The organism is Bacillus smithii (genome assembly GCF_001050115.1).
In the GTDB taxonomy this organism is placed as follows: domain Bacteria; phylum Bacillota; class Bacilli; order Bacillales; family DSM-4216; genus Bacillus_O; species Bacillus_O smithii.
The window spans coordinates 1,837,282-1,857,316 of the sequence record NZ_CP012024.1 but is presented as its reverse complement, the minus strand read 5'-3'; the positions used below and the strand labels follow the sequence as shown (position 1 = coordinate 1,857,316).

Here is a 20,035-nt window from a genome sequence, read left to right as displayed (position 1 = left end):
GAGGAATTGAAATCAAAGTATCATTAAGCCCCTAATGAACTCGGGCACTCTATAAAGTTGTTTTTTGTATTTTTATAATCGAAGTGACTAAACGAAGAATGGAACCTTTTAAGATAAAAATAGGCAGTGAATGTTATTAGAAGCTGTTGGTATAAGAGACCTGTAGGAGAGAAATGTACAAATAAAGGAGTAGAAGAAAGTAAGGTTGTTGAGAAGATACAAGAAATGGTTAGGGAGTACAGGGATGAGTTAGTTACAGCTATAAACAAAGGAGAGGGAGGAGATATTGCTAAGGAAAGAGGCAATATTAAAAGAGATTGCACCTACAGAAAGAGCTACAAAAGGAAAAAACAGATTATCGAGAGCTATGGATGCTTATGATAATGAAGATTATACAAGATGAATATTTGGAAAGGAAAGAGAAATATAAGAATCAGCAAAAAAATATTGAAAGTGAGATAGATCTTTTAAATAAGAACTGAAAAAGTTGGATGCTGTTAATGATATGGATAAGCTTAGGTATCTTGACTATGTGTTGAATTACTTTGACAGGGTTACAAAAGAAGAGGATAGAAACAATATACTTAAAGGCAATAATAAGTCATGTAGACCTTACAAGAGAATCTGATAAAGATGAGGGAGAAATGACTGTAAATTTTCATTAAGCCTTGTTGGATTAGATTGAGACCTTAAAACACAGATAAAGATATATAAAGGAGGTGATTGCCACCATGACTAAGGATAAAAAAGCCAATAGACTTATACAGGAAAAATCACCTTACCTATTGCAGCATGCCTACAATCCTGTAGATTGGTATCCATGGGGAAATGAAGCATTTGAAAAGGCTAAATCTGAAAATAAGCCAGTATTCGTTAGTATCGGCTATTCAACATGTCATTGGTGCCATGTAATGGAGAGGGAGTCGTTTGAGGATCCTGAAGTGGCGGAGTTGTTAAATCAATATTTTGTGGCAATTAAGGTGGATCGGGAGGAGCGGCCGGATATTGATTCGGTTTATATGACCGTGTGCCAGCTGATGACCGGTCAGGGCGGATGGCCGTTGACGGTGTTTTTGACTCCGGACAAAAAGCCGTTTTATGCCGGCACCTATTTTCCAAAAAACAGTCAGTATGGCCGGCCGGGACTGATGGACATTTTGCCGCAATTGCATCAAGCGTATCATCAAGATCCGGAGAGAATCGCTGATATAGGTAGCCGATTAGTGGAAGCATTGAAAGAAGAGGCGGGCCGAAAGAGCGAGGGAGAGGTCACGGAAGAAGCTGTTCATAAAGGGTTTCAGCAGCTTGCCGGAAAATTCGACAGCCTCTACGGCGGATTTGGAGAAGCGCCGAAATTCCCGAGCCCCCATCAACTCCTGTTTTTGTTCCGATATTACCATATGACCGGCAAGGAGTCCGCGCTCAAGATGGCGGAAAAAACGCTTGATACGATGGCTGCGGGCGGTATTTACGACCATATCGGCGGTGGGTTTTCACGCTATTCTACGGATGGAATGTGGCTGGTTCCCCACTTTGAAAAGATGCTGTATGACAACGCACTGCTGATGTACGCTTATACGGAAGCTTATCAAATCACGAAGAACGAACGGTATCGACGGATCGTGTTAGAAATTGCTGATTTCGTCGCCAGAGAGATGACTCATCCGGAAGGCGGATTTTATTCAGCGATTGACGCCGATAGCGAAGGAGAAGAAGGAAAATTTTATGTGTGGAGCAAAGAAGAAATCATGGATGTGTTAGGCGAGGAAACGGGAACGATTTTTTCCGAGCTGTATCATGTCACCGATCAAGGCAACTTTGAAGGAAAAAATATTCTTCATTTGCTTCAAACCGATCTTGAAACAATCGCGGCCAACCACGGGCTAAGTGTAGAAGAATTAGAAAATCTTATGTCAAAGGCGAAACAGCTTCTTTTTCAGGCAAGGGAAAAGAGAGTGAAACCACATGTCGATGATAAGGTTTTAACCTCTTGGAACGGTCTGATGATCGCCGCCTTGGCAAAGGCCGGTTCTGTTTTCGATGATCCCGGCTTGTTATCTCAAGCCCGCAAAGCAATGGCTTTTCATGAAAAATATGTGTGGAAAGAAAAGAGATTAATGGCCCGTTTTAGAGAGGGTGAAGCGAAATACCGCGGTTATTTGGATGATTATGCTTTTTTGCTGTGGGGTTCTTTGGAATTGTTTTTGGCAGAAGATGATCTTCGTATGCTTTCATTTGCGATTGAGTTGAAAAATGCCCTGTTTGAACGGTTTTGGGATGAAAACGGCGGCTTTTTCTTTACAGACCGTGACGGTGAAGAACTGTTGGTACGAGAGAAGCCAGGTTATGATGGAGCTTATCCTTCCGGGAATAGCGTTGCTGCTTATCAGCTTTGGAGATTGGCGAAATTAGCAGGGGATATGGAATTAATGAAGCGTGTAGAAATGTGTGTGCGCTCGTTTTCAAAAGAACTGAACGCTTTTCCTGTATCCATGCTGTATATGTTGGAGGCGGCGATGGCGTTGATTGCCCAAGGCCGAGAAGTGATCGTAATCGGTTCTAACGGTTTAGAAAAGGAAGCTGTATTGCGACGTTGCCGAGAACAATTTCTTCCGTTTGATGTATGGTCTGGGCATCGACCGGAATGGCTGGAAGGAGCTGCAAGGCAAAAAGAGACAGATTTACTTGTTTTTATTTGTGAAAACCAGGCTTGCAAAATGCCAATGGAAGACCTTTCTACCGCTTTAAAAGCAATATCAAGGTCTTAATGTTCTAGTAAACGGTTTTACAGGAAAAATCTAATGGAATCATCATGTACTTAGAAGAGCAACGGCTTACGAAATGCGTTGTTCTTTTTTTTGTACCCATCTCGGGTGCAGATTATCGTTTTGATCCTATTTCGGATTCTGCAGGCAATTTTTACAAGAGTACATTTCTCATATCTTTTTTTAAAAAATGAATTGGTTCTCGACATTTGTATATTTGAGGGCAAAGAATGGCGGGAAAAATCATGATTTCAAAGATAAAAGAAATGGAATAAATAGTGACAATGGAAATATGATTATAGTTAATAGGGCGTCTCCATCAATGGAAGACGAAGACCAATTTTAAAAAACGAAATTCGGAATAATCATAAAAAAGAATATAGCAGAAAAGAGGTTCAACAATTATGAAAATGCTTTCGTTTTAGGACGATGAGGTGGAGCTCATAATAGAGTCGATTCATACAATCGAACACGTTCATGTAATAAAATACCTAAAAGAATAATCGAAATGTCGAAAGAATTAGGGTTATTTGGATAGAGCATTCCGGAAGAATATGGAGGACTTGGTATAAACATGGTTGGCAAGCGTGTTCTTTATGAAAAAATAGGCGGCAACACATTGCGGTTATACGACACTCATTGGAGCCCACACAGGAATTGGAACAGTCGGGATTGTAGAAATAGGAACGGAAGAACAAAAAAGAAAATATTTACCTGATATGGCTAGCGGTGAACGAATCGGAGCTTTTGCACTTACAGAGCCTGAAGCAGGGGTGAATGCAGCGAACTTAAAAACAACGGCGGTAAAAAAAGGCGATAAATATATTTTAAACGGGATAAAACATTATATTACGAATGCAACAGAGGCAGATATTTTTACAGTGATGGCCGTCACCGATCCATCAAAAGGAGCGAAAGGAATCACAAGTTTTATTGTCGAAAAAGACTTCCCAGGGTTTCACGTAGGGGCGGTTGAAAACAAAATGGGATTGCGCGGCTCTCATTCTGCGGAAATTATTTTAGAAGATTGTGAGGTACCTGTACAAAATGTTCTTGGAGAAGAAGGTCAAGGATATGTGAACGCCTTAAAGATTTTAGTGAATGGCGGGCAGGCTTAGCGGCCAGAAATTTTGGATCCTGTCAAAAACGGCTGGATATGTCTATATATCATGCGCCTGAACGAATTCAATTTGGCGTGCCGATTATAGAAAGCGATTGCTCATATGTTAGCAGAAATGGCGATGGAAATCGAAGTGTTAAGATCTTTTACGTATAGAGTCGCTTGGATGGTTGACCAAAAAATGAAAGTCATTAAAGAAGCGGCAATGTTGAAACTATACGGCTCTGAAGTTTCTAACCGTGTTGCTGATAAAGCTGTACAGATTCACGGCGGACTAGGATATATGGCCGACTATCCGATCGAGAGGTTTTATCGAGATGCTCGCATTACACGAATTTATGAAGGAACAAGCGAAATTCAAAAAAATATTATTGCTGGCCAATTAAAAAAAGAATATCAAATAAAGAAAGGAACAACAGCCAATGTTTAAGGAGTCAGTCATTGTCAGTGCAGTACGTACACCGATTGGAAAATATGGTGGATCGTTAAAGTCTATTAACTCGGGTTTCCTAGCATACTATGCCATAAAAGAAGCACTGAATCGTATTTCATTACCTCCTGAATTAGTAGATGAAGTGATTTTGGGAGAAGTAAGGCAAACGACAGAATCATCGAACGTTGCACGTGTTGCCGCTTTACGAGCCGGTATTCCAGTTGAATCCCCTGCTTTTACTATAAATCGTTTATGCGCTTCTGGAATGCAGGCCATTGCTTCAGCTGTACAACAAATTGCGTTCGGCCAAGCAGAAATAATTGTGGCGGGCGGGACAGAAAATATGAGTCGTTCCCCCATTTATTTGCGAAATGCAAGATTTGGAGATGGTACACCACATTTAGTAGATTCAAACTTAGAAGCCGGCCAGCAGCCTGCTGAAATTTATGGAGACCAATTAGGGATGGGGATTACAGCAGAAAATGTTGCGGAACAATTCAAAATTTCAAGAGAAGACCAAGATGCCTTTGCATTAGAAAGTCAACAGAAAGCACAGAAAGCGATTCAAAACGGTACATTCAGAGAAGAAATTGTTCCTGTATTAGTCAAAGAAAAGAAAAAAGAATTTTTATTTGATCAAGATGAACATCCTCGGCCAGATACAACGATAGAGAAACTCGCGTCATTACAGCCAGTTTTTCGTGAAAACGGTACTGTCACAGCTGGCAATGCATGTGGGAGAAATGATGGGGCATGCGCATTAGTGATTATGTCAATAGATAAGGCCAATGAGTTAGGATTCAAACCACTTGCGAAAATAAAAGGTTGGGCTGCTGCAGGAGTGGACCCGCGAGTGATGGGGATAGGGCCTGTCCCGGCTGTTCAAAAGCTTCTAAAAAATGTACAAGTCCCTTTAAAAGAAATCGGTTTAATTGAACTCAACGAAGCCTTTGCGTCACAAGCAATCGCTGTTATACGCGAGCTTCATTTAGACATGAAGAAAGTCAATGTCAACGGAGGGGCTATTGCACTTGGGCACCCGCTGGGAGCGACAGGAGCACGAATTACAACGACATTGCTATATGAAATGAGGCGTCGAAATGAACAATTTGGACTTGCTGCTCTTTGTGTAGGCGGCGGTCAAGGTATGGCCATTTTATTAGAAAACGTGGAGTAATGAAAGAAAGCAGGTTTTTTTCCATTCATTCGTGAGGATAAAGATAAAGGGCAGTGAGCTGTTTTTTGAAGATATAGATAAGAAGCGAGGGAGACAAATGTCTCCTTTTTTTATTTTAAGGCTATTGGCGATGCAGAAGCTTGTACAGAAAGAAAATCGGTTTTTGCCAAACTTACGTAAGAAGCCATTGGTATTCATTGGATTCTTTTTTGGTACGCGGTTCGCAGCGGAGATAATACAAAATTGAATGAAAATTAAATTTTTACAAAATTTTATTGTAAAACAAGAGTGAAAAATGTATAATGTCTATTATACAAAAACAAATGTACACCATAAAAATACACGGGGTGAAAAATAGATGAAAGAGAGTATCTCAATCGGTCTCCTAGGTCTGGGAACAGTTGGATCGGGTGTAGTGAAACTCGTTCAAAACCATCAAGAACAGCTCGTTCATCAACTTGGTTGTTCCTTGACCATCCATAAAGTGCTTGTGCGGGATATAGAAAAAGAAAGAGAAGTTGACATTCGTAGAGAAATTCTGACCACCGATTATAAAGAAGTCGTGCTCAATCCTGAGATTGACATCATTGTAGAAGTGATGGGCGGGATTGAAGACACGAAGAAATATATTTTAGAAGCTTTTCAAGCGAAAAAACATGTAGTAACCGCCAATAAAGACTTAATCGCCCTTTATGGTTCCGAATTGCAAGATGCCGCGACGGCAAATGGTTGTGACTTATATTATGAGGCGAGTGTCGCCGGAGGGATTCCCATTATCCGCGGTTTGGCAGACGGTTTAGCTTCTGACAAAATCGAAAAATTGATGGGGATTGTGAATGGAACGACCAATTATATTTTGACCAAAATGGATAAAGAAGGTCTATCTTATGAAACGGCTTTGCAAAATGCACAGAAACTTGGATATGCCGAAGCAGATCCGACCGCTGACGTAGAAGGACTTGATGCGGCCAGAAAAATGGCCATTTTATCGAGATTGGCGTTTTCCATGAATATCGACCTTGAAGACGTAGAAGTGACCGGCATTTCGAAGGTGACAAAAGAAGACTTAAAATATGGCGATATGCTCGGCTATACGATGAAATTAATCGGATATGCCCATCAAGTAGACGGAAAAGCGGAAGTCAGTGTCCAGCCGACGTTCTTGTCCAAAAACCATCCGCTTTCCTCCGTGAACGATGAATACAATGCGGTTTATGTTTATGGGGAGGCGGTGGGAGAAACGATGTTTTACGGACCGGGTGCCGGAAGTTTGCCAACCGCAACATCGGTCGTCAGCGATATCGTGGCAGTTGTGAAAAATATGCGCCTGGGAGTAAACGGGAAAAACACGTTGTTGCCGCAGTATGAAAAAAACTTAAAGAAAGCGGATGAACGTCTTGCCAAGTATTTTATCCGCCTTCATGTCCGTGATGAAGTGGGAGCTTTTTCTGAACTGACAAAATTATTTTCTGCTTATTCGATCAGTTTTGAAAAAATTCTCCAACTCCCGCTGGAGGAAAAAGGGCTGGCGGAAATTGTGATCGTCACGCATAAAGCAACGATGGAAAATTACCAAAGTGTATTGCAGCATATTCGAGATTTATCGGTCGTGAAAGGAATTCAAAGTTTTTATCGAGTGGAAGGAGACGGTTTAAAATGAAATGGGAAGGATTGTTAAAAAAGTATAAAGAATTTTTGCCGGTTACAGATCAAACCCCTGAATTAACCTTAATGGAAGGCAATACACCGCTTATTCCTTTAAAACGTTTGTCCCACCAATTAGATTGCCAGCTCTTTGTGAAAGTGGAAGGGGCGAATCCAACGGGATCTTTTAAAGATCGGGGAATGGTGGTGGCGGTAGCCAAAGCGAAAGAAGAGGGGAGCCAAACGATTATTTGCGCTTCGACCGGAAATACTTCCGCTTCGGCTGCGGCTTATGCGGCAAGGGCGGGATTAAAAGCGGTGATTGTGATCCCAAATGGAAAAATCGCTCTAGGAAAACTAGCTCAAGCGATGATGTACGGAGCCGAGATTGTGGCCATCGAAGGAAACTTTGATGAAGCGTTGAAAATGGTGCGTTCTATGAGTGAAAACTCTCCTATTACCTTAGTGAATTCGGTGAATCCATACCGGATTGAAGGACAAAAAACCGCAGCGTTTGAAATATGTGAACAATTAGGCAAGGCTCCGGATATATTGGCGATTCCGGTCGGTAATGCCGGAAACATTTCGGCCTATTGGAAAGGCTTTAAAGAATTTCATGAGAAACGGAAAACGGGATTGCCGAAAATGCATGGATTTGAAGCGGAAGGAGCAGCAGCGATTGTGCAAAATAGAGTGATTGAACATCCGGAGACAGTCGCGACCGCTATCCGAATCGGGAATCCTGCGAGCTGGGAAAAAGCAGTGAGGGCTCGCGATGAATCCAACGGGAAAATCGATTTTGTAACGGATCAAGAAATTTTAGAAGCATTTCAACTGTTGGCGAAAGAGGAAGGCCTTTTTGCCGAACCAGCTTCAGCAGCATCGATTGCCGGCATCATAAAACAGCGAAAAACGGGTGAAATTCCGGCCGGAAGCACTATCGTTGCCGTTTTGACAGGCAATGGACTGAAAGATCCTGAAACCGCTATTCAACGCATTCAAAAGAAACCGGTCGTCCTGCCGAATGAGGAAAAGGCCGTATTTGAATACATTGAAGGGGTTGTACATGCATGAGTTCTTCGCTGACGATCACTGTGCCTGCCAGCACGGCGAACTTGGGGCCGGGGTTCGATTCTATCGGCCTCGCTCTTTCTAAATATTTGAAAATTCAAGCGAGTAGAGGAGATCATTGGCATTTTGAGCATTTAAGCCCGGAGTTGAAAGAGCTGCCGAATGATGAATCTCATTTCGTTTGCCAAATGGCTCAAAAAACCGCAGCTATATTTAAAGCTCCTCTTCCCCCTTTAACGATCAAAATGCAAAGTGATATTCCGTTAGCAAGGGGATTAGGCAGCAGTGCGGCGGCGGTTGCAGCCGGCATTGAACTGGCCAATCAATTTTGCGGCTTATCTCTCTCAACCGAAGAAAAAATGCAAATCGGTACTCGAATAGAAGGGCATCCGGATAATATCGGCGCCTCGATTTACGGTGGCCTAGTCATCGGCGTCTATGATGGCGAGAAAACAAAATCGGTTCATATCTCCTCATTAGACGTGGATATTGTCGCTTTGATCCCTTCCTATGAATTGAAGACAGAAGAAGCTAGAAAGGTCTTGCCGAATGTATTGGAAAGAAAAAAAGCGGTTCAAGCGAGCGCGCTTTCCAATGTTTTTTTAGCGGCGTTGTTAACCGGGGATTACGAGTTGGCTGGAAATGTGATGGAAAAAGATCTCTTTCATGAACCATACCGAATCCATTTGATTGACTGCTTTGAAGAAATGAGGAAATGCGCCCGCAATAACGGGGCTTTTGGAACGGTCATAAGCGGGGCGGGGCCGGCGGTTCTTTCTTTTGCGGAAAAAGGAAAAGGCGAGAAATTGGCGCAGTCTCTTCAAGCCCGATTTTGGGACTGTGAAATCGAACTGTTATCCGTTGATCAAAACGGAATTCAAGTATCAGAATCAAGCTTTCATTCTGATCGTTTAAGTTCGTAAAAATGGGGCTCACTCGTTGCAAAAATGAGTGAGCCCCATTTTGGTGCGCATGATTATGGGTTATATTGCCACTGCGGAATCTAGGACAAAAGGAAAAAAGCGGCATAAAAACGGCCTTTGATTTTGTTCGTTGATTTGTCATCGGCTGGTTAAGCGATCCGAAGCTTCGTCCTTTTAGTAGGAAGTCCATCAATAGAATAAATAGGATCCGAAAGGAACGGGAATAAAAAGAAACCAGCCTTTTAAAGGGAAAACTTTCATCGAGGAGGCATTTGTTGTTTTAAATGAATAGCCTTTTGGACAGTCATGATGAAATCACTTTTTTATTTTCTTTTTATTCTTTATAATCTAAATTATTGTAAAATGATGTAGTCCATACTTTTTATTATGGTGAAACAAAATTTGTTTGAAAGAGGGAACAAAGTGAATCAAAATCAATCGTTTCGACTGCTTTGGATTAGCCAATCTATCGCTAACTTAGGGGATTCATTCTATATATTAGCTATTGTGACTTTCATTTATAATCGAACAGGTTCAGCTGCTTTCGCAGGGCTTTTTCCCATATTGCGGGTATGTGCGCAGGCGATAAGCGGCCTGGCAGCACCTTTGCTTATGGATCGCTTGCGGCTTGGCACTCTTTTATGGATGGCTGAAATGGGTCAAACCATTTGTTTCGGATCGATGTGTATTCTCTATTTTTTCTTGCCTTCCCAATGGTTGATTCCAGCGGTTCTGTTTTTAGTATTTGCCATTTCGATGCTGCATGGCTGGGCCATTCCGGTTAGAAATGCACTTGTCCCTCGCCTGGTTCCTTCTCATTTATTAGTGAAGGCCAACAGTTTACTGGCTACCTCGGATCAAATTGTATTGCTGGTTGGCTGGTCATTAAGCGGGATTTTGGTTGCCGAATGGGGAGTCATACGAGTGTTGGAAATAACTGCCATCATGATGTTTTTCTCTACTTTGGCTCTCCTTTTTGTGAAAGATCCTTCCGCGAACGTTTCTGCCCAGCCAGAAAGTCAAAAACGATGGGATCGTATGAAAGAAGGATGGATCACGATCTGGGGGAATCCAATCCTCCGTACTTTATCTTATATGGAAATCATCAGTGGACTTGGAGAAAGTATATGGGCCGGATCCATTATTTTAGTGTTTGTGAAAGAAGTATTACACAAAGGAGAGGATTGGTGGGGTTTTATCAATGCCAGTAATTTTGCCGGAACCATCCTAGGAGGACTGCTCATTTGGAAACTGTCCAAAAAGATTGAAAATCGAATGTTGTTCACTATGTTGATCAGCTCTTTCAGTATCGGCGTTTTGACAATAGCCTTTACCTACTCATCCAATCCATGGTTTGCCTTAGGAGTAGCTTTGATTATGGGGCCGCCCTATCAGGCGCGAAGCATTGCACAAAGAACTCTTTTGCAATTTCATACACCTGAAGTATTATTACCGAAAGTGTTCGCTGCATTTGGAACCATCCTCTTTGTCACATTTGGATTTTCGGTTCTGTTAATGGGCTGGATGGCAGACCAATGGGGGATTCGTTTTGTTTACATGTCGACAGCCGGATTATATGTTTTATCAGCTTTTTTGACTCTGATGATGATGAAAAAAGCATCCAGGTCGATTCAAACGCAGAAAGAAGAAAGATATATGAATAAGATTGAATGATCGGACGGTTCAGTGGAGGTGAATAACATGATTGATTGAAAAAATATAGACAAAAAAGGGTGAAATGGATGATGACAATATGAATTGCCTCTTGACGTTAGGCAAGCCTTGAGATACTCAAGATAAAAGTTTCCCTTGACTAAAATTCTTTCTGTAGTACAATAAACACGAGAAACTTTTTCTGTGTGTTTGCATATATTGGGTTCTAAATGTGGAGTAATTTTTTTTACCTCAAAAGTTTCCTTTGTGCAAAATGTTTAGTACAAACCAAAAACGAGGTGATGATGATGGGTAATGAAGCGAAAAAACTGTCGCTGGCAGTGGATGAAGGCTGGAGAAAGAAAAGGACACAACCGACGTTGCCTGAAGTCTATCGAAGTTTGCGTATTCCAAAAACCGGTTCTTGGATAAAAAAGTTTCTTGCGTTTGCCGGACCAGGATACTTAGTAGCGGTGGGTTATATGGACCCAGGTAACTGGGCGACTGATATTGCGGGTGGTTCCCAGTTTGGATACACGTTGCTTTCTGTGATTTTGCTTTCCAATTTAATGGCTATATTGCTTCAAACATTAGCTGGAAAACTGGGGATTGTAACGGGTAGGGATTTGGCACAAGCGTGTCGAGATCATTATAGTAAGCCTGTGGCCATGATCTTGTGGATTTTATGCGAGTTGGCGATCGCGGCTTGTGATTTAGCGGAAGTGATCGGTTCAGCCATCGCTTTGAATTTATTGTTTGGAATTCCGTTGCTGTATGGTGTCATGATTACGGCCTTGGACGTACTCGTCGTATTGTTATTGCAGAATAAAGGTTTTCGTTATATTGAAACATTGGTGATTATTCTCATTCTAACCATTGGTGCTTGCTTTGCGACTGAATTTTTTCTTTCAAAACCAGATGTGGGGGGCGTATTAAAGGGGTTTGTTCCAAGCAAAGAGATCATAAGCAATCCATCCATGCTCTATATCGCAATCGGTATTTTAGGCGCAACCGTCATGCCTCATAATCTTTATTTGCATTCTTCTATTGTGCAAACAAGACAATACGAACAAACCAAATCGGGGAAACGGCAAGCAATTAAATATGCTACTTGGGATTCAACCATTGCTCTTTTCTTCGCTTTATTTATCAATGCTTCTATCCTGATTGTTTCGGCTGCTACATTTCATAAAGCAGGGATGACGAACGTGGCGGAGATTGGAGATGCTTACCACTTGCTTTCTCCACTGCTTGGAACAACGCTTGGAAGCATTCTGTTTGGGGTTGCCTTATTGGCTTCCGGCCAGAACTCGACGTTGACAGGTACTTTAGCTGGTCAGATTGTAATGGAAGGTTTTCTTAATATCCGACTTCCCGGCTGGTTAAGAAGGCTGATCACTCGATTGATTGCCATTATTCCGGCGGTCATTGTAACGGCCATTTACGGTGAAAGCGGTACGGCTCAATTGCTTATTCTAAGCCAGGTGATTCTTTCTTTGCAGCTCTCTTTTGCAGTCGTTCCTCTTGTTCAATTCACGAGCGACAAAAAGAAAATGGGGGAATTTGCTAACCCATTATGGTTAAAAGTTCTCGCCTGGATCGTTGCGATTGTGATTATCAGCTTAAACGCCTATTTATTGTTTCAAACATTCTTTCATTAAAGACCGGCTTCTAAATTTTCTTTTAAAAGCAAACTGATATACTCTCTTAATATTAAAATCTTTTTTACTAGATAACTCTAGCCATTCTCCTAAACATTTGAATCATCTCGAATTTTGGGGCACAAAAAAATCCGCTTGATGGCAAGCGGCAAAAAGAGAAAAGGATGAGGAAACCTACTACTTACTATAATCATAATCAACATATAGTATGAATGTTATATTCTATACTATATGTTGTGTTGATTGAATTGTAACAAATGAATGACAATATTTCAATCTTTTTTCAGAAAAATATTGAAAAATTTTTCAATTTTTCAATCTAATCATTTTTTCATATTCAAGTGAGCGGAGAATTAGCTTAATAGATTTGAATGGGTCCTGATTATGCGGAAAAGTGGAAATTCAGCCGTTTAAGAGAGAATTTTCTGCTCATATTGGATTTAGGTTCAATTTCTGTTTGACATTTTAAAAGAGTTTTATTAACATATGTCTTAAGAAAAATGAACGGAAATCAGCGATGAGGAAGAAGAGTAACTTATCGTTTCTGCTCAGAGAACCGGTGGTTGGTGTAAACCGGTGAGAAATGATTAGTGAATGGGCTTCCGAGCTCCAAACCGAAATGCAGACAAAGTAGGCTTTGGCGGGTTCCACTCCGTTACAGTGGAGGATGGGTAAGACGACTACCCATCCGGTGAGTGGATTGCGTAAAAGCAATCAACAAAGGTGGCACCGCGGGCTCCTCGTCCTTTGTAGATGAGGGGTCTTTTTGTATTTCTCTTTATAAATTGAATAGAGGATAAATCGATGAGCAAGAAGAGTACGTTCAGCCGATTCGTTACAGAGAACCGGGCAAGGTGAGAGCCGGTGCGATACGCTGTTCGGAATGGCCTTGCGAGAGGCGTCCTGAACTTTTAGTAGGGATGCCCGGGTTTCCGCCGTTAAAAGGATAGAGCATCGGAAAAGTTCCTGTGCTCGAAAAGGGGAAGCTTTTGCTTCAATCGAGGTGGCACCGCGGCGTAGTTCGTCCTCCAACCATACAGGCATTCCTGTGTGATTGGAGGACTTTTTTCTTTTAGAAAAGATGAGGAAGGTGAGTCTAGTTGAGTGTAGTGCGAGAAAAGAATTTTGTTGTGAAAGAAATTGAGGGGGATCTGCTGACCCCAGTGGCCGTGTTTAAAAAGTTAGATGGACAGAAAAAGTTTTTATTGGAAAGTTCTTTTAAACATGAAGAGAGAGGCCGTTATTCTTTTTTAGGCATGAATCCTTATATGGAATTCATTGCGGAAAATGGAAAAATAACGGTTCGTGATCTGATTGCCAAAAAAACGGAACAATCAGAAGGAGATCCTTTTAAAAAGCTGGAAAGCTATTTTCCAAAACAAGATGACGAGAACCTGCCTTTTCCTTTTATTGGAGGAGCTATCGGATACATTGGCTACGATTCCATCCGTTATGTTGAGAACATTGGAAACGTACCTCGAGATACAATTCAAATGCCGGATATGCATTTAATGTTTTATGAAAACGTCGTTGTATTCGATCATCTTCTCCAAAAAGTGTATATTTTGGCAATGAGTTTAAGCCGTAAAAAGAAACCCGAAGAATTGGAGAAAGAAGTCCATCAATTAGAAAAGATGTTGGATCGTCCTGTTTCAGAAGATTCCATTGAAAGCAATGTGAAAGTTTCCTTTACCTCTAATGTGTCCAAAAGTGAATATTGCCGTATGGTGGAACGGGGGAAAGACTTCATTCGAAAAGGAGATATTTTTCAAGTGGTGCTATCCCAGCGCCTAGAGGCTCCATATAAGGGGAATCCTTTCGATTTATACAGAAAGCTTCGAAAGACGAACCCGTCTCCCTATATGTATTATTTGGACTTTTCGGACTATATTGTCATGGGCATCTCTCCGGAAAGCTTAATCAAAGTGTCCGGACGCAAATTGATGACGAATCCGATCGCAGGAACCCGTCCGCGCGGCGCAACGGATGAGGAAGATAGAAGATTGGAAAAAGAGCTGCTTTCGGATGAAAAAGAATTGGCTGAACACCGTATGCTGGTGGATCTCGGTCGAAACGATATTGGAAAAGTAGCGGAAATTGGTTCGGTACGCGTGACGAAGGATCAAGTGGTCGAACGATACAAACATGTGATGCACATTGTTTCAGAAGTGACCGGTACGTTGAAGAATGAGGTTCATAGTTTAGAAGCATTGAAAGCGTGTTTGCCGGCCGGAACCGTTTCCGGAGCTCCCAAGATTCGAGCGATGCAAATCATCAATGATTTAGAGCCGGAAAAACGTGGATTATATTCGGGAGCGATCGGATATTTGTCCGCAAGCGGAGACTTGGATTTTGCCATTGCCATCCGCACGATGATTGTGAAAGACGAAAAAGCTTATGTTCAAGCCGGTGCAGGCATCGTCTATGATTCGGTTCCTGAGAAAGAGTACGAGGAAACGCTTAATAAAGCAAAAGCATTGCTGGAGGTGGAGTAAATGATTTTATTAATCGATAATTATGATTCTTTTACTTATAATCTTTATCAATTAATCTCGGAATTAGGGAAAAATGTTCAAGTTGTTCGTAATGATGAGATAGCTGTCGAAGAGATTGAAAAAATGGAGCCGGAAGCGATTGTGATTTCGCCGGGGCCCGGTACACCGGATAATGCCGGCATATGCCTGGAATTAATCCGCAATTATTACCACAAAATCCCGATTTTGGGCATTTGCCTCGGACATCAAGCGGTCGCTGCCGCTTTTGGAGCGAAGATTATTCAGGCAAAAACGATTAAGCACGGAAAGACGTCGCTTATCCATCATACTGGTCAAAGCATTTTTTCCGGTTTTTCTGAACCTTTGGAAGTCATGCGCTACCATTCTTTAGCTGTTGATGAAAAGACGCTCCCTTCTAAATTCGAGATTTTAGCGGAATCTACGGATGATGGAGAAATCATGGCCATCAAACATAAAGAATATCCCCTTTACGGGCTGCAGTTTCATCCCGAATCCATAGGTACGAAAAAAGGAAAAGAATTGATTCGTCGATTTTTCTTGGAAACAAAAAAGGAGCGGAAGATGAATCATTACTTAAAAAAGCTGTCAGAGCGGCAATCTTTGAATCAAGAAGAAATGAGATCGGCTTCTCGGGAATTGCTGTCAGATGAAATTACAGACAGCGAAGTGGCGGCATTTTTAATGGGGCTAAAAGCGAAAGGAGAAAACGCAGATGAAGTAGCGGCGCTTGTGGAAGTTCTCCGTGAACATGCGCTAGGCATCAAGAAAAAAATTCCGAACGTCATGGATAATTGCGGAACTGGAGGAGACGGAGCCCACAGCTTTAATATTAGTACGACCAGTGCTTTTGTGTTGGCGGGAGGCGGCGTGAAGGTCGCTAAACATGGCAACCGAAGCGTCTCCAGCAAAACGGGCAGCGCCGATGTTTTAGAATATTTAGGAATCTCGCTGGATTTGCATGAAGAGGAAGTCGAAGAGCTGTTGGAAGAAAATCATATTGCTTTCCTGTTTGCGCCGCACGTTCATCCGCGCATGAAAAAAATTATGAAAGTGCGCCGCGATTTAAAAATTCCTACGATTTTTAATTTAATCGGGCCGCTGACCAACCCGGTCGATTTAGATAGCCAGCTTTTGGGAATCTACCGAAGGGATATGCTTGAGATGATGGCAGATGTGCTGAAGCGTCTCGGAAGAAAACGAGCTGTCGTTCTTAACGGCGCCGGCTTTATGGATGAAGCTTCTCTTTCTGGAGAAAATCATTTAGTTCTTTTGGAAAATGGCCATGTAGAAAAAATGACGGTGACTCCGGAAAAGGTAGACCTGCCTTATTATTCGAATGAAGCTATTGTGGGCGGCGAGGCCAAAGAAAATGCTGAAATTTTAATCGGTGTACTCAAAGGAGAAAAAGGCGCTTATCGCGATACGGTCCTGTTAAATGCCGGTTTAGGCTTTTTTGCGAACGGAAAAGCGGATACCATTCAAGAAGGGATTCGACTGGCGAAAGAAAGCATCGACTCCGGAAGGGCATTATCGGCATTGCAATATTTGATCGACTACAGCGAAAAAAGAAAAAGAGTGGTGATCTAAATGAGCGGAACCATTTTAGACAGAATATTAGAAAAAAAGAAGGATGAAGTGAGAAAACTAAAGGAACAATTCGACGCTGGAAATGAAAGCAAATTTCAAAAAATCCCTTTCTATGATGCCTTTATCCATGCAGACAAAATGAATATTATTGCGGAAGTGAAAAGAGCTTCCCCCTCAAAAGGAAATATCAATCTGGATGTAAATCCTGCTAAACAGGCAAAACATTATGAGGCGAGCGGGGCGAATGCCATTTCCGTTTTAACCGACGAACCTTTTTTTAAAGGAACATTAGCAGACTTAAAAGCAGTTCGCGATGTAGTGGGGTTGCCGATTTTGTGCAAAGATTTCATCATCGACCCCATCCAAATAGATGCCGCCAAACAGGCTGGAGCCGATGTGATCTTGTTGATTGCGGCCGCTTTGGATGATGAGAAACTGAAGTCTTTGTACGAGTACGCCTACAAGCAAGATTTAGAAGTTCTACTAGAAGTGCATAACGAGGAAGAAATGGAGCGGGCGCTTGTTTTGAATCCTTCTGTCATTGGCGTCAATAATCGCAATCTAAAAACGTTTGAAGTAGACTTAGGGGTCACGGAACGACTGTTGTCTCGATTTGGAAAGAATCATGACCGCATTTTTATAAGCGAAAGTGGAATCAAGACGGCGAAAGACGTAGAGCGTGTGCAAAAAGCAGGAGCTAAAGCGATTTTGGTCGGGGAAACGTTGATGCTGGCAGATGACATTCAACTAACGATGAATCAACTAAAAGTCCATTTGAGGTGAAACCGATGTTTGTGAAAATTTGCGGAATAACGGATATAGAAACAGCGTTATTTGCCGCTGAATGCGGGGCGGATGCCATTGGCATGGTGTTTGCGAACAGCAAAAGGCGAGTTTCCTTAATGAAGGCGAAAGAAATATCCAAAAGCTTGCCGAAAAGTGTTTGGAAAATCGGTGTCTTCGTCAATGAAGATCCTGAAATTGTTCGAAACATCGCAAAAGAAGCAGATTTGGATTTTGTTCAGCTGCATGGGGAGGAGACTCCGGAATACGCGAGATCTTTAGGTGTTCCTGTCATTAAAGCCTTTGGGTTGAGCAAAGAGGCAAACGAACGTGAGATGGCAGACTTTCCGGCTAGTTATTTGTTGGTAGACAGCCCAAAGGGAGCTTATTACGGAGGAAACGGAAAAACATTTGATTGGAGTTTAATAGAAGAAAAACGATTGAAAAAAGAAAATTTGATCATAGCCGGCGGGTTAAATCCGGAAAATGTTCAGCAAGCCATTCAAGCCATACAGCCATTTGGTGTCGATGTGTCAAGCGGCGTAGAGACGGAGGGGCGCAAAGACCGCCGGAAAATCAAATTGTTTATAGATGAAGCAAAAGGAGTGCAAAAAAGATGAGTACGTATGTTCAACCAGATGAAAAAGGATATTTTGGGCCGTTTGGAGGCCGCTTTGTTCCGGAAACGTTAATGAGAGCTGTCCAGGAATTGGAAATCGCTTATGAAGAAGCGAAAAACGACGAAAACTTTTTGCAAAAGCTGCGCTATTACTTAAAAGAATACGTAGGGCGACAAACGCCGCTCTACTATGCTAAAAATCTAACGGAAAAACTCGGAGGCGCGAAAATCTATTTGAAGCGCGAAGATTTGAACCATACGGGAGCCCATAAAATCAACAATACGATCGGGCAGGCGCTTCTTGCGTTGCGAATGGGAAAAAGAAAGGTGGTAGCAGAAACAGGAGCAGGCCAGCACGGCGTAGCGACGGCGACCGTTAGTGCCCTGCTAAATATGGATTGTATCATCTTTATGGGGGAAGAGGATGTTCGCCGCCAAAAGCTGAATGTGTTCCGAATGGAGCTTCTTGGGGCAAAAGTTGTCAGCGTGCGACAAGGAAGCGGCACATTGAAAGACGCGGTCAATGAAGCGCTCCGCTACTGGGTCGCGAATGTGGAAGATACTCATTATATTATGGGGTCGGTTCTTGGTCCTCATCCGTTTCCAAAAATAGTACGCGATTTTCAAAGTGTAATCGGAAAGGAAACAAAACAACAAATCATCGAAAAAGAAGGAAAGCTTCCGGATGCCATTGTTGCCTGTGTCGGTGGGGGCAGCAATGCGATGGGGATGTTTTACCCATTTTTGGAAGATGAGTCCGTCCGCTTGTTCGGTGTCGAGGCAGCCGGAAGCGGACTAGATACCGGCAAACATGCTGCTACACTCACGAAAGGATCAGTCGGAATTTTACACGGGTCGAAAATGTATTTATTGCAGGATGAAAATGGGCAAATTCAGGAAGCCCACTCCATTTCAGCGGGATTGGATTATCCCGGAGTAGGTCCCGAACATAGCTTGTTAAAAGAAATCAAAAGAGTCCATTATACATCGGTGACCGATCAAGAAGCGCTGGAAGGATTTCAAACGTTGACGAAAACGGAGGGGATTATTCCGGCGTTGGAAAGTTCCCATGCGGTGGCGCATGCATTGAAATTAGCGCCGACGATGAAGCCGGAAGAAGTGTTGGTGGTTTGTTTGTCCGGACGAGGAGATAAAGACGTTGAAACGGTTCAAGCTGTGTTGAAAGGGGAAGAAAAATGACGGCTCTATCGATTGCAGAAGCATTTCATCAATTAAAACAAAACAACGAAAAAGCGTTTGTTGCGTATATCATGGCGGGGGACGGGGGTTTGTCCAGTTTAAAAGACAAGGTGCTCTTTTTGGAAAAAGCCGGTGCCAGCATGGTAGAAATCGGCATTCCTTTTTCTGATCCCGTTGCAGACGGCCCAGTTATCCAAGAAGCGGGAAAACGGGCGCTGAAAGAGGGAGTGTCGCTTGCAAAAGTGCTTGCTGAAATTGCCGCTTTTCGTTCTAGTGTCACTATTCCTTTGATTGTGATGACGTATATAAACCCTGTGTATGCATATGGAATCGAACGCTTTGTCAACGATTGCGCCAAAGCGGGCGTCAACGGAGTGATCCTTCCTGACGTTCCTTTTGAAGAACAGGGAATCCTTTCTCAAGAACTAAAAGAAAAGAATATCGATTTGATTCAACTCGTTACGTTGACGAGTCCAGAAGAGCGGAAAAAGAAGATTGCCCAAGCTTCCAATGGATTTCTATATGCGGTGACGGTGACGGGAATCACAGGGCAAAGAAACAAATTGCCGGAGGAATTGTCCGGGTATTTAGAACACTTGAAAAAGATAAGCCCTGTTCCGGTGCTAGCCGGTTTTGGCATTTCCAATCACCGTCAAGTAAAAGAAGTCGGTTCCTATTGCGACGGGGTCATTGTTGGAAGCAAAATTGTCGATCTGTTTCATCAAGGAAAAGAAGAAGAAATAATCGAACTGATTGGCAAGAAAACGGAATCGATTCTTTAAACGGAGATGCATCGTCTTAAATACATTCAAGCAGCGATTTCGAAAAATGGGGAGCTAATCCGTCAGACGGAAAAAAGACGAAGAAACGGTTTTAAGAGATC

At 42.4% G+C, this 20,035-nt stretch carries 14 protein-coding genes, 1 pseudogene and 2 other annotated features; all 15 genes and pseudogenes read left to right on the top strand.

Going from position 1 to position 20,035, the window contains the following annotated elements:
- The first annotated feature begins 126 nt into the window (after positions 1 to 126).
- The 15 genes and pseudogenes from BSM4216_RS16740 to trpA all read left to right on the top strand — a co-directional run bounded on the left by BSM4216_RS16740 (position 127) and on the right by trpA (position 19,934).
- A complete protein-coding gene (locus BSM4216_RS16740) occupies positions 127 to 381 on the top strand; it encodes a hypothetical protein (protein WP_040342076.1) in 255 nt (84 codons plus the stop codon).
- A 350-nt stretch (positions 382 to 731) separates the two neighbouring features.
- Positions 732 to 2,768 carry a thioredoxin domain-containing protein gene (locus tag BSM4216_RS08700; protein WP_048623449.1) on the top strand — a complete coding sequence of 679 codons (2,037 nt, stop codon included), beginning with the start codon at positions 732 to 734 and terminating at the stop codon, positions 2,766 to 2,768.
- A gap of 478 nt (positions 2,769 to 3,246) precedes the next feature.
- A pseudogene (locus tag BSM4216_RS08695) lies at positions 3,247 to 4,315 on the top strand (acyl-CoA dehydrogenase family protein); the annotation flags it as partial.
- The gene (locus tag BSM4216_RS08690) at positions 4,308 to 5,495 is read left to right on the top strand and encodes a thiolase family protein (RefSeq protein ID WP_048623448.1); all 1,188 of its coding nucleotides are present in this window, start codon (positions 4,308 to 4,310) and stop codon (positions 5,493 to 5,495) included. The pseudogene BSM4216_RS08695 and the gene BSM4216_RS08690, both read left to right, overlap by 8 nt.
- Positions 5,496 to 5,853: 358 nt before the next feature.
- On the top strand, positions 5,854 to 7,155 hold the full coding sequence (locus tag BSM4216_RS08680; RefSeq protein ID WP_004439852.1) for a homoserine dehydrogenase: 1,302 nt from the start codon (positions 5,854 to 5,856) through the stop codon (positions 7,153 to 7,155).
- On the top strand, positions 7,152 to 8,213 hold the full coding sequence (gene thrC / locus BSM4216_RS08675; protein WP_004439851.1) for a threonine synthase: 1,062 nt from the start codon (positions 7,152 to 7,154) through the stop codon (positions 8,211 to 8,213). Before BSM4216_RS08680 ends, thrC begins: the two co-directional genes overlap by 4 nt.
- Positions 8,210 to 9,133: a homoserine kinase gene (thrB, locus tag BSM4216_RS08670; RefSeq protein WP_004439849.1), complete on the top strand. Its 924-nt coding sequence runs from the start codon at positions 8,210 to 8,212 to the stop codon at positions 9,131 to 9,133. Before thrC ends, thrB begins: the two co-directional genes overlap by 4 nt.
- A 423-nt stretch (positions 9,134 to 9,556) precedes the next feature.
- Positions 9,557 to 10,807 (top strand): MFS transporter, encoded by a 1,251-nt coding sequence (locus tag BSM4216_RS08665; protein ID WP_169799161.1) that lies wholly within the window; start codon positions 9,557 to 9,559, stop codon positions 10,805 to 10,807.
- A gap of 287 nt (positions 10,808 to 11,094) precedes the next feature.
- Positions 11,095 to 12,447: an Nramp family divalent metal transporter gene (locus tag BSM4216_RS08660; RefSeq protein WP_174521044.1), complete on the top strand. Its 1,353-nt coding sequence runs from the start codon at positions 11,095 to 11,097 to the stop codon at positions 12,445 to 12,447.
- A gap of 508 nt (positions 12,448 to 12,955) precedes the next feature.
- Positions 12,956 to 13,198: a binding site (T-box leader), on the top strand.
- Positions 13,199 to 13,242: 44 nt separating this feature from the next.
- Positions 13,243 to 13,479: a binding site (T-box leader), on the top strand.
- Between the two features lie 68 nt (positions 13,480 to 13,547).
- Entirely contained in the window at positions 13,548 to 14,942 is a 1,395-nt protein-coding gene (gene trpE, locus BSM4216_RS08655; protein WP_048623445.1) for an anthranilate synthase component I, read from the top strand.
- Positions 14,943 to 16,550, top strand: coding sequence for a bifunctional anthranilate synthase component II/anthranilate phosphoribosyltransferase (locus BSM4216_RS16330; RefSeq protein WP_082142296.1), 1,608 nt, complete (start codon positions 14,943 to 14,945; stop codon positions 16,548 to 16,550).
- Positions 16,551 to 17,333, top strand: coding sequence for an indole-3-glycerol phosphate synthase TrpC (trpC, locus tag BSM4216_RS08645; protein WP_048623444.1), 783 nt, complete (start codon positions 16,551 to 16,553; stop codon positions 17,331 to 17,333). It abuts the gene before it with no gap.
- Between the two features lie 5 nt (positions 17,334 to 17,338).
- Positions 17,339 to 17,953, top strand: coding sequence for a phosphoribosylanthranilate isomerase (locus BSM4216_RS08640; protein WP_048623443.1), 615 nt, complete (start codon positions 17,339 to 17,341; stop codon positions 17,951 to 17,953).
- Positions 17,950 to 19,152 carry a tryptophan synthase subunit beta gene (trpB, locus tag BSM4216_RS08635; RefSeq protein ID WP_048623442.1) on the top strand — a complete coding sequence of 401 codons (1,203 nt, stop codon included), beginning with the start codon at positions 17,950 to 17,952 and terminating at the stop codon, positions 19,150 to 19,152. Before BSM4216_RS08640 ends, trpB begins: the two co-directional genes overlap by 4 nt.
- Complete coding sequence (trpA, locus tag BSM4216_RS08630; RefSeq protein WP_048623441.1) at positions 19,149 to 19,934, top strand: tryptophan synthase subunit alpha; 786 nt, start codon at positions 19,149 to 19,151, stop codon at positions 19,932 to 19,934. The genes trpB and trpA overlap by 4 nt, the downstream gene beginning before the upstream one ends.
- Positions 19,935 to 20,035 lie beyond the last annotated feature (101 nt).

Coding starts and splice junctions, on each gene's coding strand:
- BSM4216_RS08700 (WP_048623449.1), top strand. CDS start 732: ATGACTAAGGATAAAAAAGCCAATAGACTTATACAGGAAAAATCACCT.
- BSM4216_RS08690 (WP_048623448.1), top strand. CDS start 4,308: ATGTTTAAGGAGTCAGTCATTGTCAGTGCAGTACGTACACCGATTGGA.
- BSM4216_RS08680 (WP_004439852.1), top strand. CDS start 5,854: ATGAAAGAGAGTATCTCAATCGGTCTCCTAGGTCTGGGAACAGTTGGA.
- thrC (WP_004439851.1), top strand. CDS start 7,152: ATGAAATGGGAAGGATTGTTAAAAAAGTATAAAGAATTTTTGCCGGTT.
- thrB (WP_004439849.1), top strand. CDS start 8,210: ATGAGTTCTTCGCTGACGATCACTGTGCCTGCCAGCACGGCGAACTTG.
- BSM4216_RS08660 (WP_174521044.1), top strand. CDS start 11,095: ATGGGTAATGAAGCGAAAAAACTGTCGCTGGCAGTGGATGAAGGCTGG.
- BSM4216_RS16330 (WP_082142296.1), top strand. CDS start 14,943: ATGATTTTATTAATCGATAATTATGATTCTTTTACTTATAATCTTTAT.
- trpC (WP_048623444.1), top strand. CDS start 16,551: ATGAGCGGAACCATTTTAGACAGAATATTAGAAAAAAAGAAGGATGAA.
- BSM4216_RS08640 (WP_048623443.1), top strand. CDS start 17,339: ATGTTTGTGAAAATTTGCGGAATAACGGATATAGAAACAGCGTTATTT.
- trpB (WP_048623442.1), top strand. CDS start 17,950: ATGAGTACGTATGTTCAACCAGATGAAAAAGGATATTTTGGGCCGTTT.
- trpA (WP_048623441.1), top strand. CDS start 19,149: ATGACGGCTCTATCGATTGCAGAAGCATTTCATCAATTAAAACAAAAC.